Here is a 13,705-nt window from a genome sequence, read left to right on the forward strand (position 1 = left end):
CTCGCAGGTGCGACACAGCACCCTCAAGTTCCTCAACGGGACATCAACGGGACATCGCCGTACGCGCCTTCGCGGTCCCATGCGCCCTCGCGCGCCTTACGCGGCCACCACCGGCTGTTGGGGCTCGGACGCCGCGGTGGCGGACGGACCACCGGTCACCGGAGCCGTCCCCGCCCCGGGTACCGCCTTGCGCAGACCCTTCAGCAGGATCACCAGACCGGCCGTGACCGCCGTACCGGCCGCGATGGCCAGCAGGTAGAGGAACGGCTTGCCGATCAGGAAGGTGACCCAGACACCGCCGTGCGGGGCGCGCAGGGTGGAGCCGAACGCCATGGTCAGGGCGCCGGTGACCGCGCCGCCCGCCATGGACGCGGGGATCACCCGGAGCGGGTCGGCAGCGGCGAACGGGATCGCGCCCTCGGAGATGAAGGAGGCACCGAGGACCCAGGCCGCCTTGCCGTTCTCGCGCTCGGCGGGGGTGAACAGCTTCCTGCGGAGGGTGGTGGCGAGCGCCATGCCCAGCGGCGGGACCATGCCGGCGGCCATCACCGCTGCCATGATCTTCATCGCCGAGTCGCTGGGCGCCGCGACCGAGATGCCGGCCGTGGCGAAGGTGTACGCGACCTTGTTGACCGGGCCGCCGAGGTCGAAGCACATCATCAGACCGAGCAGCACGCCGAGGAGGACGGCGTTGGCGCCGGAGAGCCCGTTCAGCCAGCCGGTCAGGCCCTGCTGGGCCTCGGAGATCGGCTTGCCGATGACCACGAACATCAGGAAGCCGACCACCGCCGACGACACCAGCGGGATCACCACCACCGGCATGATGCCGCGCAGTACGGCCGGGATCCGGACGCGCTGGATCGCGAGGACCACGCCACCGGCGATCAGACCGGCGACGAGACCACCGAGGAAGCCCGCGCCGATGGTCAGGGAGATCGCGCCGCCGACGAAGCCGGGCACGAGACCCGGCCGGTCGGCCATGCCGTAGGCGATGTAGCCGGCGAGGACCGGGACGAGGAAGCCGAAGGCCGCCGCGCCGATCTGGAAGAAGAGCGCGCCCCAGCTGTCGGCCTGGCCCCAGTCGAAGTGCTCGGTGACGGACTTCGCCTCGTTGATCTGGTAGCCGCCGATCGCGAAGCCGAGGGCGATGAGCAGACCGCCGGCCGCGACGAACGGGACCATGTAACTGACGCCGGACATCAGCCACTTGCGCAGCTTGGTGCCGTACCCCTCACCGGGCTCACCGGCGCGCTCCACCGGTGTGCCACCGGGCTTGGCGGCGCCCGTCACCTCGCCGCGCGCCGCCTTCTCGCGCACCTCGGTGATGAGTTGGGCGGGGCGGTTGATGCCGGCCTTCACGCCGACGTCGACGGTGGGCTTCCCGGCGAAGCGGTCCTTGTCGCGGACGGGGACGTCATGGGCGAAGATCACGCCGTCCGCGGCGGCGATGACGGCCGGGTCGAGCCGGGTGAAGCCCGCCGATCCCTGGGTCTCGACGACGACGTCGACACCTGCCGCGCGGCCCGCGTCCTCCAGGGCCTCGGCGGCCATGTAGGTGTGGGCGATGCCGGTGGGGCAGGAGGTGACGGCGACGACACGGAAGGGGCGCACGCCCGCGCCGCCCTCCGGCTCCGCGCCGGTGGGGTCCGTGGCGGCGTCGGCGGAGGCCGCCACCGGCGCCGCCACGGAGTCTTCGGATGCCGCGGAGGCCTCGGACCCGGAGGCGTGCTCGGCCGCCGCCGGGGGCTCCTCGCCGCGGATGAGCGCCGCCGCGGCAGCCGGGTCGCCGGCCGCGCGCAGGGCGTCGGTGAACTCGGAGTTCATGAGCTGCCGGGCGAGCGACGACAGGATCGTCAGATGGGCGTCGTCGGCGCCGGCGGGGGCGGCGATCAGGAAGATCAGGTCGGCGGGGCCGTCCGCCGCGCCGAAGTCGACGCCGGCCGCGCTGCGTCCGAAGGCGAGCGTCGGCTCGGTGACATGGGCGCTGCGGCAGTGCGGGATGCCGATGCCTCCGTCGAGCCCGGTCGGCATCTGCGCCTCGCGCGCGGCCACGTCGGCGAGAAAGCCTTCCAGGTCGGTCACCCGGCCCAGGGCGGCCATGCGCTGGGCGAGGGCGCGCGCCGCGGCTTCCTTGGTGTCGGCGGACAGGTCGAGGTCGACCAGGTCCGCAGTGATCATGTCGCTCATCGCGGGCTCCTTCGCTCGCGTATCGCCCGGGGAGTGGGGTGGGCGGGGGAGGGGACGGGGGTGCGGTGGGGGGTGTGGGAGGTGGTGACGGCCGTGCCTGCGGGGATGGTCGGGGCGGCCGTACCGGCGGGGGTGGTGAGGGCCGTACGGGTGTCGAGAGCCTGTCGGCCGGCGGAGGCGGGGCCGGGGAGACCCCGCCTCCGGGCGGGGGCGGGCCCACCGGGGTGCGTGGGCCGCCCGTGGGCCGCGGCGAGTAAGGGGGAGCCTCGCCGCTTCAGGGCCGGTCGGGGGTGCGGGACGCCGGGCGGCGCGGAGTGGTGGAGTGTGCGCGCCGTAGGTCGCGTCAGGCGTCGCGTCGGCCGTCGTGTCACAGGTCGTGTCACAGGTCGTGTCGCGCGTCGTCTCATGGCGCCTCCTTCAGAGCCCGGTCCACGGGGACGTCCGCCGTCACGTGCACGGCTGCCGGGTCGAGGTCGGCCGGGGCCGGCATCACGCTGCCGGGGAGCCGGACGGCGGCGGCACCGTGGGCGAGGGCGGAGGCGAGGGCTTCGGGGCCGCCGCCACCGGCGATGAGGAAGCCGGCGAGCGAGGAGTCCCCGGCGCCGACGTTGCTGCGTACGGTGTCCACGCGGGCGGTGCCGAACCAGGTGCCCGCGTCGTCGACGAGGAGCTGCCCGTCGGCGCCCAGGCTCGCGAGAACGGCGCGGGCCCCCCGCAGGCGCAGTTCCTCGGCCGCCTTCAGCGCGTCGCCCACCGTGGCCAGGGGCCGGCCGACGGCCTCCGCCAGTTCCCCGGCGTTCGGCTTGACCACGTCGGGCCGCGCGCCCAGGGCCTCCAGCAGCGCACGCCCCGAGGTGTCCAGCGCGATCCGCGCGCCCCCGGCGTGGGCCCGGGTCACGACATCGGCGTACCAGGACGGCGCGAGCCCTCGGGGGAGGCTGCCGCAGCAGGCGATCCAGTCCGCGTCGGGCGACTGCTCCCGCACCGTCTCCAGCAGCTGTTCCTGCTCCGCCGCCGACAGATCCGGGCCCGGCGCGTTGATCTTCGTGAGCACCCCGTCCGCCTCCGCGAGCGCGATGTTGGAGCGGGTGGCCCCGGCGATCGGTACGGGCGCGACCTCGATGCCCTGCGCGTCGAGCAGATCGGCGACGAGCGCGCCCGGCGCACCGCCCAGGGGCAGTACCGCCACCGTGCGCCGTCCGGCGGCGGCGACGGCGCGCGAGACGTTCACGCCCTTGCCGCCCGGGTCCACGCGCTCGGTCTCGGCGCGGATGACTTCACCGCGCTTCAGGGCCTGGACCTCGTAGGTGCGGTCGAGGGACGGGTTGGGGGTGACGGTGAGGATCATGCGCGCACTACTTCCGTGCCGCCGCGCTCGATCGCGGCGGCGTCTTCGGGGCTCAGCCCGCTGTCGGTGATCAGCAGGTCCACGTCGCTCAGGTCGCCGAAGCGGGCGAAGTGCTCCTGGCCGTGCTTGGAGGAGTCGGCGAGCAGCACGACCCGGCGGGCCGCGGCCATCGCCGCGCGTTTCACCGCGGCCTCGGCGAGGTCGGGGGTGGTCAGGCCGTGGTCGGCGGAGAAGCCGTTGGCGGCCACGAAGAGGACGTCGGCGCGGATCTCGCCGTACGCCCGCAGCGCCCAGGCGTCGACGGCGGCGCGCGTGCGGTGCCGTACGCGCCCTCCGACGAGGTGCAGCTGGATGCCGGGGTGGTCGGCGAGACGGGTTGCGATGGGCAGGCTGTGCGTGACGACGGTGAGGGAGGTCTCCAGCGGGGCGGCGGCGGCCAGGCGGGCCACCGTCGTACCGGCGTCGAGGATCATCGTGCCTTCGGCGGGCAGTTCCGCGAGGGCCGCCTTGGCGATCCGGTCCTTCTCGTCGGCGGCCGTCGTCTCGCGCTCGGCGAGGTCCGGCTCGAAGTCGAGGCGGCCGGCGGGGATCGCCCCGCCGTGCACGCGGCGCACCAGGCCGGCGCGGTCGAGGGCCTTGAGGTCGCGGCGGATGGTCTCCGCCGTCACCTGGAACTCCTCGGCCAGCGATACGACGTCCACCCGGCCGCCGTCCCGGGCGAGCCGGAGGATCTCCTGCTGCCGCTCCGGTGCGTACATGTCCGTTCGCCTCCGACTGTGCCCGAACGTGTGGTTTCAGTGGGAGGCTACGTCGCGATGTCCGGAAAGTAAACAGGTTCGGGCCGAAACAGGCATGATCGGGCACTCGGTGGCGGCACCGGGACCCAGGCATACGGAGGGGTCTGCCCCACCTCGGTGTCCGGGCTGCGGACGGCCTGCCCCCGTCTCGGTGCCCGTCCGGTGCATACGGAGGGCCCGGCCCTCGATCGACTCGAGGTCCGGGCCCTTCGACCACCGCACCCGGGTGCGAACCGCTCCGCTCAGGAGACCAGCTCCGGCTCGGCCGCCTTCGCCGCCATGGCGGGCCCCTCGGCGGCGGGGGCCGCCGGCTCGGCCTCCGCCCCCTCCACGTGCTGGGCCGGCCGCTTCGGCAGCGCGGCCATCAGCAGGAAGATCACGGCCAGCACCCCGGCCACCCACCCGAGGGCGTGCTCGAAGGCGTTCACGAAGGCCGGACCCGCCTCCGCCCTGCTGACATGCTCGTCGATCACGCCGAAGAACACCACCGACACCAGCCCGAGCCCCAGCGCGTTGCCCATCTGCTGCACCGTGTTGATCAGCCCGGACGCCGAACCGGAGTGCTCGCGCGGCACCTCCGACAGCACCGCGTCCGTCAGCGGGGCGACGATCAGCCCCATGCCGATGCCCATGACGACCAGCGGCAGTGCCATGTGCCAGGGCTCGATGGCGAGGCCGTAGTGGTCGGCCTCCCAGAGGTAGAGCAGAACACCGAGGGTCATGATCAGGGCGCCGGCCTGGAGGACCTTGCGGCCGAAGCGCGGTACCAGCTTCTGCACGGACAGCCCGGCCGCGACGGAGACGGCGAGGGAGAACGGAACGCCGGTCAGACCCGCCTTCAGCGCGCCCCAGCCCAGCCCGCTCTGCAGGTACAGCGTCCACACCAGGAAGAAGATGCCGAGCGCGACACCGAACACGGTCTGTACGGCGATACCGGCCGCGAAGCTCTTCACCCGGAACAGGGACAGCTCGACCAGCGGGGAGCCGTCCCGCGCGCCCTTGCGCCGCTCGTACGCCACCAGCGCCGCGAAGACGGCCAACGCGCCGGCCATGCACAGGTACCCCCACAGCGGCCAGTCCAGCTCACGGCCGCGGGTCAGCGGATAAAGCAGCATCAGCAGGCCCAGCGTCACCAGCGCGACACCGACGAGGTCCAGCTTGAGGGCGCGCGGCGCCTTCGACTCGGTGATGAAACGGCCGCCCAGGATCAGACCCGCGAGGCCGACCGGCAGGTTGATGAGGAAGATCGGGCGCCATTCGAGGCCGAACAGGTTCCACTCCGTCAGCAGTGCGCCCAGCAGCGGCCCGGACACCGCGCCGAGCCCGACGATCGCGCCGAACAGCCCGAACACCTTGCCGCGTTCGTGCGCCGGGAAGGTGGCGTGCACGATCGACAGCACCTGAGGAACCATCAGCGCGGCCATGGCGCCCTGGAGTACGCGGGAGGCGACCAGCATCTCGGGGTTCGCGGCGAGCCCGCACAGCGCGGAGGCGACGGTGAAGCCACCGATGCCGACGAGGAACACCCGCTTGCGGCCGTGGATGTCGCCGAGGCGGCCGCCGGTGATCAGACCGGCGGCGAAGGCGAGCGCGTAACCGGCGGTGATCCACTGGATCTGGGCGAGGGACGCGCCCTCCTCCCGCTGGATGGAGGGTATGGCGATGTTGACGATCGTGACATCGACGAGGTCCATGAAGGCCGCCGTCATCACGATGGCGAGCGCGAACCAGCGGCGCCGGTCCGGCGCCGAGGGGCTCTGTGGAGCTGAGTCGAGGGTCTCGGTGGAGGTCATGGCTCGAAATTAGACCCGGTATAGGTCAGATCACGTCCTACTTGTCCGGCATCCTCATCTCATGACGACGGACACCCCGGCCCGGCTGCTCCAGCTCCTCTCCCTCCTCCAGACCCCGCGCGAATGGCCCGGTGGCGAACTGGCCGACCGGCTGAGCGTCTCCCGGCGCACCGTCCGGCGGGACATCGACCGGCTGCGCGAACTCGGCTATCCCGTACAGGCGACCAAAGGCTCCGACGGCGGCTACCGGCTGGTCGCGGGCAAGGCCATGCCGCCGCTCGTCCTCGACGACGAGGAGGCGGTCGCGATCGCGGTCGGCCTGCGGGCCGGTGCGGGCCACGCCGTCGAGGGCGTGGAGGAGGCGTCGGTGCGGGCACTGGCCAAGCTGGAACAGGTACTGCCCGCCCGGCTGCGCCACCGCGTCGCCACCCTCCAGGCCGCGACCACCCCGCTGACCAGCGGCGACGGCCCCACCATCGCCCCCGAGACACTGACCGTCATGGCCTCGACGGTGGCCGGCCACGAACGGCTGCGGTTCGCCTACCGCGCCAAGGACGGCACCGAGTCGCGCCGCCTGACCGAGCCGTACCGCCTGGTGTCGACGGGCCGCCGCTGGTACCTCGTCGCCTACGACCTCGACCGCGCCGACTGGCGCACCTTCCGCGTCGACCGGATCAGCGACCCCTTCGCCACCGGGGCCCGCTTCACACCCCGCGAACTGCCGACGGGGAGCGCGGCGGAGTATCTGCGGCAGTCGATCAACCGCCGCAGCGAGACCTACGACTTCACCGTCACCTTCGCCGCCCCCGCCGAGGCCGTGGCGGAGCGCCTCCCGGCCTGGATGGGCACGCCGGAACCCCTCGACGGGGCGAACTGCCGGCTGCGGGGCACCACAGGGGATCCGGTGGAGTGGCTGGCGGTGCGGCTGGTCATGCTGGGCCATGGGTTCACGGTGCGGGAGCCGGCGGAACTCGTGGCGTGCGTACGGGAACTGGGCGGGCGACTGACCCGTGCGGCGGGGGGCTGAATCTCCTGGCCCGGCCCTGGCGAAGCCCGCTCGGAGAAACCCTTACCGCCCCTCCCACCTGAAGTCCCGCAGCGCCGCCAGGTTCCGCAGCGCCAGCGCGGCCGGCCCGTCCGGGCCGGCCGCCGGGGCGTCCCCCGTCGCCCAGCTCTCCACCGCCACCCGTACGGCCGCACTGGCGACGGCGGCGGCGAAGCGGAGGTCCGGCGAGGAGCGGAGGTCCGGCAAGGAGCCCGGCCCCTCGGCAACGTTGTCGGCCCTCCGGGCCTCACTGTCGCCGGCCTCACTGTCCCCGGCCTCACTGTCGCCCGCCTCGCGGTCCTCCCCGCCGCCCCGCTCCACCAGCACGCCCGCCAGCGTGTCCTCCGCCTCCTGGCACACCTCGGCCCACACCTTCCGCAGCGCGGGGCTGGCGGTGGCGAGGCGGATCAGGGTGCGGACCCACTCCCAGGAGGCGGCGGACACCCCGGCCCCGGGCGACAGGGTGTGCCGTACGGCGTGGTCGAGCGCCTCGGGGACGGCCAGTCCGGCCGGAGCCTCGCGCACCGCCTCGGCCCAGCGCTGGGCGCCGGCGGCGTAGAGCGGGGCGACGGCCTCTTCCTTGTTCGCGAAGTAGCGGTAGAAGGTGCGCGGGGCGATCCCGGCGGCCTGGGCGATGTCCTCGGCCCGGGTGGCCCGCAGCCCGTGCCGGACGAAGAGGCCCGCCGCGGCCCGGGCGATCTCCATCCGGGTGGCCGCTTTGCGCCGTTCCGTCAGCGACAGAGCGGGCGGAGCGCTGGAGGCGGACGCGGACGAAGCCGTCGGAGGCCGTGCGGGGGTGGTGCTGCTCACTCCGTCAGGCTATGCCGATGTGACACAATCTGCCATCCGGCGGGCCACCCCGGGGTTCAGGTACGGGGTGGCCCGCCGCCCAGTCGTGCCCCGGTCCGGAAACCCGCAAAAAGAGCCGGACTCCGACGCCCGGGGGAAGGCGCCGAAGTCCGGCTGGAAAGTCCCGGCGCCGGGGGGAGTGCGTCGGGACATGGCTCTTGGCGGGGCGGGGCGGGACCGGAGGGGGACCGTGCGGGCGGCCCTCTCACCGAACTCCCGTACCCGGAAGTCTTGTTCCCGGGCTCCCACCGGTTGAAGCGACGTTACATGGCCACATTTGCGCGGGCTTTCGCCACCCGGCGCACGCGGTACCGCGGACCGTACGCCGTCCGGCGCGTCGTCCGCGACCCAGGTGCGGCCGGCGCGGGCCCGGCTCACGCCGCCGCGTCGAACCCGGTGTCCCGCGCCAGCTTCTTCAGCTCCAGCAGCGCGTGCTTCTCGATCTGCCGGATGCGCTCGCGCGTCAGGCCGTGCTCCTTGCCGACCTCGGTCAGCGTGCGCTCGCGGCCGTCCTCGATGCCGTAGCGCATCTTGATGATGGAGGCCGTGCGCTGGTCCAGGCGGCCGATCAGGTCGTCCAGCTCCTCGCTGCGCAGCAGCGTCAGCACCGACTGCTCGGGCGACACGGCGGAGGTGTCCTCCAGCAGATCGCCGAACTGGGTCTCGCCCTGGTCGTCCACGGACATGTTCAGCGAGACCGGGTCACGCGCCCAGTCGAGCACGTCGGTGACGCGCTCCGGCGTCGAGCCCAGCTCCGCGGCGATCTCGACGGGCTCGGGGTCCCGGCCGTGCTCACGGTTGAATTCGCGCTGCACGCGACGGATCCGGCCCAGCTCCTCCACCAGGTGGACGGGGAGCCGGATGGTGCGGGACTGGTCGGCTATCGACCGGGTGATCGCCTGGCGGATCCACCAGGTGGCGTAGGTGGAGAACTTGAATCCCTTGCGGTAGTCGAACTTCTCCACCGCGCGGACCAGGCCGGCGTTCCCCTCCTGGATCAGGTCGAGCAGCGGCAGACCGCTGCGCGGATACCGGCGGGCGACCGCGACGACCAGACGCAGGTTGGAGCGGATGAAGGTGTCCTTGGCCCGCTCCCCCTCGGCGACCAGGGCTTCCAGTTCCTCGCGGGTGGCGTCGGCCGCGGACTCCTCGTACCCGTCCAGCACCTGTTGCGCGAACACACCCGCTTCGATGATCTGCGACAGCTCGACCTCCTTTGCGGCGTCGAGCAGCGGCGTCCGCGCGATCTCGTCCAGGTACATGCCGACCAGATCGCGGTCCGCGATCTCGCCGCCATGGGCGCGAACACTGCTGGCCGCGTCGAGGGTCTCGCCGGCGGCGGACGTACGACGGGCGACGGCACGGGTTGCCATGCGTGCTCCCTTGCGATGGTGAGGTCAGCGGGTGGTCCTTCGGACGCTCGGCACCGACCGCGGACCTACGAACCCTGTTCTCACGAACCTGTTCACGATCCTCTTCCGAGTGCCCTGCATCCGAGGGAAACAACGACTGGAATCCGGACAGAATTCCCAAGCCGCCCCTCAATTTTTCTGATCATGCAGTACCCTGTGTCGCCGCAGCGCATCGCGTGATGCCGCCGGGATGGCGGAGCCGCAGGTCACACCGGGGATCGGGGCCCGGCACACGGCCCCCGCCGGCCTCTCCCCACCCCCGCACATGAGACAGCCGTCACACCGGCGCCGCCCCTGCACCGGGGCCCTCACCCGGGGAGACGAGCCGCAGGACCCCGAAGGTTGCTCCGCTCAGCCGAACTGCACGGACCGCTTGGCCAGCCCCATCCAGAACCCGTCGATCACCGACCTCTGTTCCGTCAGCTCACCGGCCGCGTCCGCCGCGCCCAGGGTCACGAAGAGCGGGGCGAAGTGCTCGGTGCGGGGGTGCGCGTACCGGCCCGCCGGGGCCCTGTTCAGGAAGTCCAGCAGTGCGTCGACGTCCCGTGCCTCCAGTGCCCGCCGCCCCCAGTCGTCGAACTCGGCCGACCAGCCGGGCACACCCGGCCCGGGGTGCCTCAGGGCGGCGAGGTTGTGGGTGAAGAAGCCGGAGCCGACGATCAGCACGCCCTCGTCGCGCAGCGGCGCCAGCTTGCGGCCGACCTCCATCAGCCGCACCGGGTCGAGGGTGGGCAGGGAGATCTGGAGGACCGGGACGTCGGCGTCCGGGTACATCTCGACGAGCGGGACGTACGCGCCGTGGTCGAGGCCCCGGTCCGGAATGTCCTGCACGGGCATACCCGGGGCGCGCAGCAGCTTCCGTACGGACTCGGCGAGCGCCGGGGCGCCGGGGGCGTCGTAGCGGACGCGGTAGTAGTGCTCGGGGAAGCCCCAGAAGTCGTGGACGAGGGGCACCGGCTCGGTCGCGGCGAGGGCGAGCGGGGCCTCCTCCCAGTGGGCGGAGACCATCAGGATCGCCCTGGGGTGCGGCAGGGCGGCCGACCAGGCGGCCAGTTCGCCGGGCCAGACCGGGTCGTCCGCGAGCGGCGGGGCACCGTGGCTCAGGTAGAGCGTGGGCATGCGCATGTCCGGCAACTCCCTCCGGGGAGAACGGGGGCGGTTCGCACAAGGTGACACTCAAGGTGATACTTGAAGCTTCAAGCGCTCCATGTCCGACCGTACGCCCCATTTGTTCAACCTTCAAGGAGCGCCCTCGTAGAGTGGAACCCATGAACACGGCACCCGCACCCGCACCCGCGGAGCCCCGCTGGCTCACCGACGAGGAACAGCACGTCTGGCGCTCGTACATCGAGGCCGCCACCCTGCTGGAGGACCATCTCGACCGTCAGCTCCAGCGTGACGCGGGAATGCCCCACGTGTACTACGGCCTCCTGGTCAAGCTCGCCGAGTCCCCGCGCCGCCGGCTGCGGATGACCGAACTCGCCAGGCACGCCAAGATCACCCGCTCCCGGCTGTCGCACGCGGTCGCCCGCCTGGAGAAGAACGGCTGGGTCCGCCGCGAGGACTGCCCCTCCGACAAGCGGGGCCAGTTCGCCGTCCTCACCGAGGACGGCATGGAGGTGCTGCGCCGGTCCGCGCCGGGCCATGTGGCCGCCGTACGCCAGGCCCTCTTCGACCGGCTCACCCCCGAACAGCAGAAATCCCTCGGCGAGATCATGAGGATCGTCGCCGAGGGACTTCAGCCCAGCGAAGCGGGAGCGGACCTGCCCTGGCTCAGGTGAGTCACCCTCGGGCAAGCCGTCGGATCACCGGGCCCGGGCGGGTCCGGTGCTCAGTGCGCGACCACCGGCACCGGCAGCTCGTCCTCGGCCGCCGCGCCCGAGCCGGAGCCCGCGCCCGAGCCGGAGCGCGAGCCCGAGCCCGAACCGGCGACCGTGGTGGCGCCCGGACGGCCCGCGGTGACGAAGGTCAGGGCGATCGCCGCGGCCACGACCAGGATGCCGACGGCGAACCAGATGGCGCTGGTGTAACCCTCCACCATGGCCTCCAGCTGGACCAGCCGCTGCTGGGAGCGGGAGGTCGCCGAGCCGAGGTGGTCGGCGACGTACGACGCGGTGGCCGAGGCGGCGATCGTGTTCAGCAGGGCCGTACCGATCGCGCCGCCCACCTGCTGCGAGGTGTTCACCATCGCGGAGGCCACACCGGCGTCCCGCGCCTGGACGCCCTGCGTGGACAGGGACATCGCCGGCATGAACGCCGTACCCATGCCGAGGCCCAGCAGCAGCATCGCCGGCATCAGCAGGGCGGCGTACGAGGAGTCGACCTCCATCCGCGTCAGCAGCAGCATGCCGACGGCGGCGACCAGGAAGCCGGGACCCATCAGCAGCCGCGGCGCGACCCGGGTCATCAGACGAGTGCCGATCTGGGTGGAGCCCGTGATCATGCCCGCGATCATCGGCAGGAAGGCGAAGCCGGTCTTGACCGGCGAGTAGCCCTTCACGATCTGCAGGTAGTAGGTCAGGAAGAGGAACAGGCCGAACATCGCGATGACCGCGAGGCCGAGCGAGAGGTAGACACCGCCGCGGTTGCGCTCGGTGATCACGCGCAGCGGCAGCAGCGGCGCCTTGACCTTGGCCTCGACCAGCACGAACGCGAGCAGCAGCACGACCGAGCCGACGAACATGCCGACGGTGACCGGGTCGCTCCAGCCGTCGGACTCGGCGCGGGTGAAGCCGTAGACCAGCGCGACCAGGCCGACCGTGGACAGGATCACGCCCGGGATGTCGAGCGGGGAACGGTTGCGGCCGCCCTCCGGCTCACGGATGACGAGATAGGCGCCGGCCGCGGCGACGATCGCGAACGGGATGTTGACGAAGAACGTCCAGCGCCAGTCCAGGTACTCGGTGAGGAACCCGCCGAGGATCAGACCCACCGCGCCACCGCCACCGGCGATCGCACCGTAGATGCCGAACGCCTTCGCGCGCTCCTTGGCGTCGGTGAACATCACCGCGAGCAGCGAGAGCGCGGCGGGCGCGAGCAGCGCGCCGAAGACACCCTGGAGGGCGCGGGCGCCGAACATCATCGCCTCGTTGGTGGCCGCGCCGCCCAGCGCGGAGGCGACGGCGAAACCGGTCAGACCGACGACGAAGGCCCGCTTACGGCCCCACAGGTCGGCGATCCGGCCGCCGAACAGCAGCAGCCCGCCGAAGGCGAGGGCGTACGCCGTCACCACCCACTGGCGGTTGCCGTCCGAGATGCCCAGGTCCTGCTGCGCGGAGGGCAGGGCGATGTTCACGATGGTCGCGTCCAGCACGACCATCAGCTGGGCGAGCGCGATGAAGACCAGCGCTTTCCAGCGCCCTGGATCGGGGGCGGGTATGCCGGAGTGGTCGGATTCGGAGTCGGAGTCGGAGGAGGCCTTGACGGCTGCTTGAGACATGGAGGTACCCACTTCGGGACTTCAGACGTTCGTGACGGAATATGTGAGCAAAAAGCGAGCTAAGAGGCGAAAAAAGGGAAAGGCGAGGGACGGCGCGTCATCGTCGACGGCCGGAGGACGCTGCGGTCGGGGTCGTGCGGTCGGGTCTTGCGGTGGTGGCCTTGCGGCTGTGGGGTCAGGGCCGGCGGAGGTCCTCCATGGTCACGGCCGTGCCCGGCAGCGCGGAGCGGGCCGGGGCCCGCAGCCCGTCCAGGAACAGCTGGAGATGGCGGTGGACGAAGCGGTCGGCGCTCGGGCACGCGGTGCCGGCCGGGGGCCGGCTGAGCTGGGCGACGGCGACCATCAGATCGCCGACACCGACATCGGAACGGAGCTGACCGGCCGCCTTGGCCCGCTCCATGACCTCGCCCACCAGCCGCTCGAAGCGCCGGCGGGCGGCCTCCAGGTCCGGGTGGTTCCGGTCGAAGGTGCTGCTGACCATGGGGCACAGCGCGCTGATCCGCTCGTCGGCGGCGGCGTGCGCGATGCGCTCCAGGGCGGCGAAGGCGTCGCCGGTCTCCGCGAGGGCCTGCTCGGCCGCGTGCGCCGTACGGTCGATGACGGAGCAGACGACCTCGCGGACCAGGGAGTCGCGGTCCTGGAAGTTGCGGTACACCGTGGCGTTGCCGACACCGGCGCGGCGGGCGATCTCGTCCAGCGGCACGTCGGGGCCGAACTCGACGAACATCTCCCGGGCGGCGGTGACGATCCGCTCCCGGTTCCGCAGGGCGTCGGCGCGCGGCCGGGTCGCCTTGCGGCGCGCGGGGGTGGCGGTCTCCACGGCGTACTCCTTGGT

At 72.5% G+C, this 13,705-nt stretch carries 11 protein-coding genes; 2 read left to right on the forward strand and 9 right to left on the reverse strand.

Features of this window, described 5'->3' with window-relative positions; translation table 11 throughout:
• Positions 1 to 96 precede the first annotated feature (96 nt).
• From VE614_RS17910 to VE614_RS17925, 4 genes are all read right to left on the reverse strand, one after another.
• On the reverse strand, positions 97 to 2,187 hold the full coding sequence (locus VE614_RS17910) for a fructose-specific PTS transporter subunit EIIC (RefSeq protein WP_324937663.1): 2,091 nt from the start codon (positions 2,185 to 2,187) through the stop codon (positions 97 to 99).
• 403 nt (positions 2,188 to 2,590) lie between these two features.
• Positions 2,591 to 3,535, reverse strand: a complete 945-nt coding sequence (gene pfkB / locus VE614_RS17915; protein ID WP_324937665.1) for a 1-phosphofructokinase — start codon at positions 3,533 to 3,535, stop codon at positions 2,591 to 2,593.
• Complete coding sequence (locus VE614_RS17920; protein WP_324937667.1) at positions 3,532 to 4,293, reverse strand: DeoR/GlpR family DNA-binding transcription regulator; 762 nt, start codon at positions 4,291 to 4,293, stop codon at positions 3,532 to 3,534. The genes pfkB and VE614_RS17920 overlap by 4 nt, the downstream gene beginning before the upstream one ends.
• Before the next feature lie 281 nt (positions 4,294 to 4,574).
• The gene (locus VE614_RS17925) at positions 4,575 to 6,125 is read right to left on the reverse strand and encodes an MFS transporter (protein WP_324937669.1); all 1,551 of its coding nucleotides are present in this window, start codon (positions 6,123 to 6,125) and stop codon (positions 4,575 to 4,577) included.
• A 61-nt stretch (positions 6,126 to 6,186) separates the two neighbouring features.
• Between VE614_RS17925 and VE614_RS17930 the strand changes: the two genes are divergently transcribed.
• The gene (locus tag VE614_RS17930; RefSeq protein WP_324937670.1) at positions 6,187 to 7,152 is read left to right on the forward strand and encodes a YafY family protein; all 966 of its coding nucleotides are present in this window, start codon (positions 6,187 to 6,189) and stop codon (positions 7,150 to 7,152) included.
• A 42-nt stretch (positions 7,153 to 7,194) separates the two neighbouring features.
• Here the strand turns inward: VE614_RS17930 and VE614_RS17935 are convergent, their stop codons facing one another.
• From VE614_RS17935 to VE614_RS17945, 3 genes are all read right to left on the reverse strand, one after another.
• Positions 7,195 to 7,980 (reverse strand): TetR/AcrR family transcriptional regulator, encoded by a 786-nt coding sequence (locus VE614_RS17935; protein WP_414719591.1) that lies wholly within the window; start codon positions 7,978 to 7,980, stop codon positions 7,195 to 7,197.
• Positions 7,981 to 8,393: 413 nt separating this feature from the next.
• On the reverse strand, positions 8,394 to 9,392 hold the full coding sequence (locus VE614_RS17940; protein ID WP_324937672.1) for a sigma-70 family RNA polymerase sigma factor: 999 nt from the start codon (positions 9,390 to 9,392) through the stop codon (positions 8,394 to 8,396).
• A 390-nt stretch (positions 9,393 to 9,782) separates the two neighbouring features.
• Positions 9,783 to 10,556, reverse strand: a complete 774-nt coding sequence (locus VE614_RS17945; protein WP_324937674.1) for a class III extradiol ring-cleavage dioxygenase — start codon at positions 10,554 to 10,556, stop codon at positions 9,783 to 9,785.
• Between the two features lie 143 nt (positions 10,557 to 10,699).
• Between VE614_RS17945 and VE614_RS17950 the strand changes: the two genes are divergently transcribed.
• Positions 10,700 to 11,212 carry a MarR family winged helix-turn-helix transcriptional regulator gene (locus VE614_RS17950; protein ID WP_324937676.1) on the forward strand — a complete coding sequence of 171 codons (513 nt, stop codon included), beginning with the start codon at positions 10,700 to 10,702 and terminating at the stop codon, positions 11,210 to 11,212.
• A 50-nt stretch (positions 11,213 to 11,262) separates the two neighbouring features.
• On the opposite strand, the gene VE614_RS17955 is transcribed toward VE614_RS17950, so the two are convergent.
• Positions 11,263 to 12,870: an MFS transporter gene (locus VE614_RS17955; RefSeq protein ID WP_324937678.1), complete on the reverse strand. Its 1,608-nt coding sequence runs from the start codon at positions 12,868 to 12,870 to the stop codon at positions 11,263 to 11,265.
• Positions 12,871 to 13,045: 175 nt separating this feature from the next.
• Positions 13,046 to 13,690, reverse strand: coding sequence for a helix-turn-helix domain-containing protein (locus tag VE614_RS17960; RefSeq protein ID WP_324937680.1), 645 nt, complete (start codon positions 13,688 to 13,690; stop codon positions 13,046 to 13,048).
• Between the last annotated feature and the right edge of the window lie 15 nt (positions 13,691 to 13,705).

This window comes from Streptomyces sp. (assembly GCF_035645055.1).
Taxonomy (GTDB): domain Bacteria; phylum Actinomycetota; class Actinomycetes; order Streptomycetales; family Streptomycetaceae; genus Streptomyces.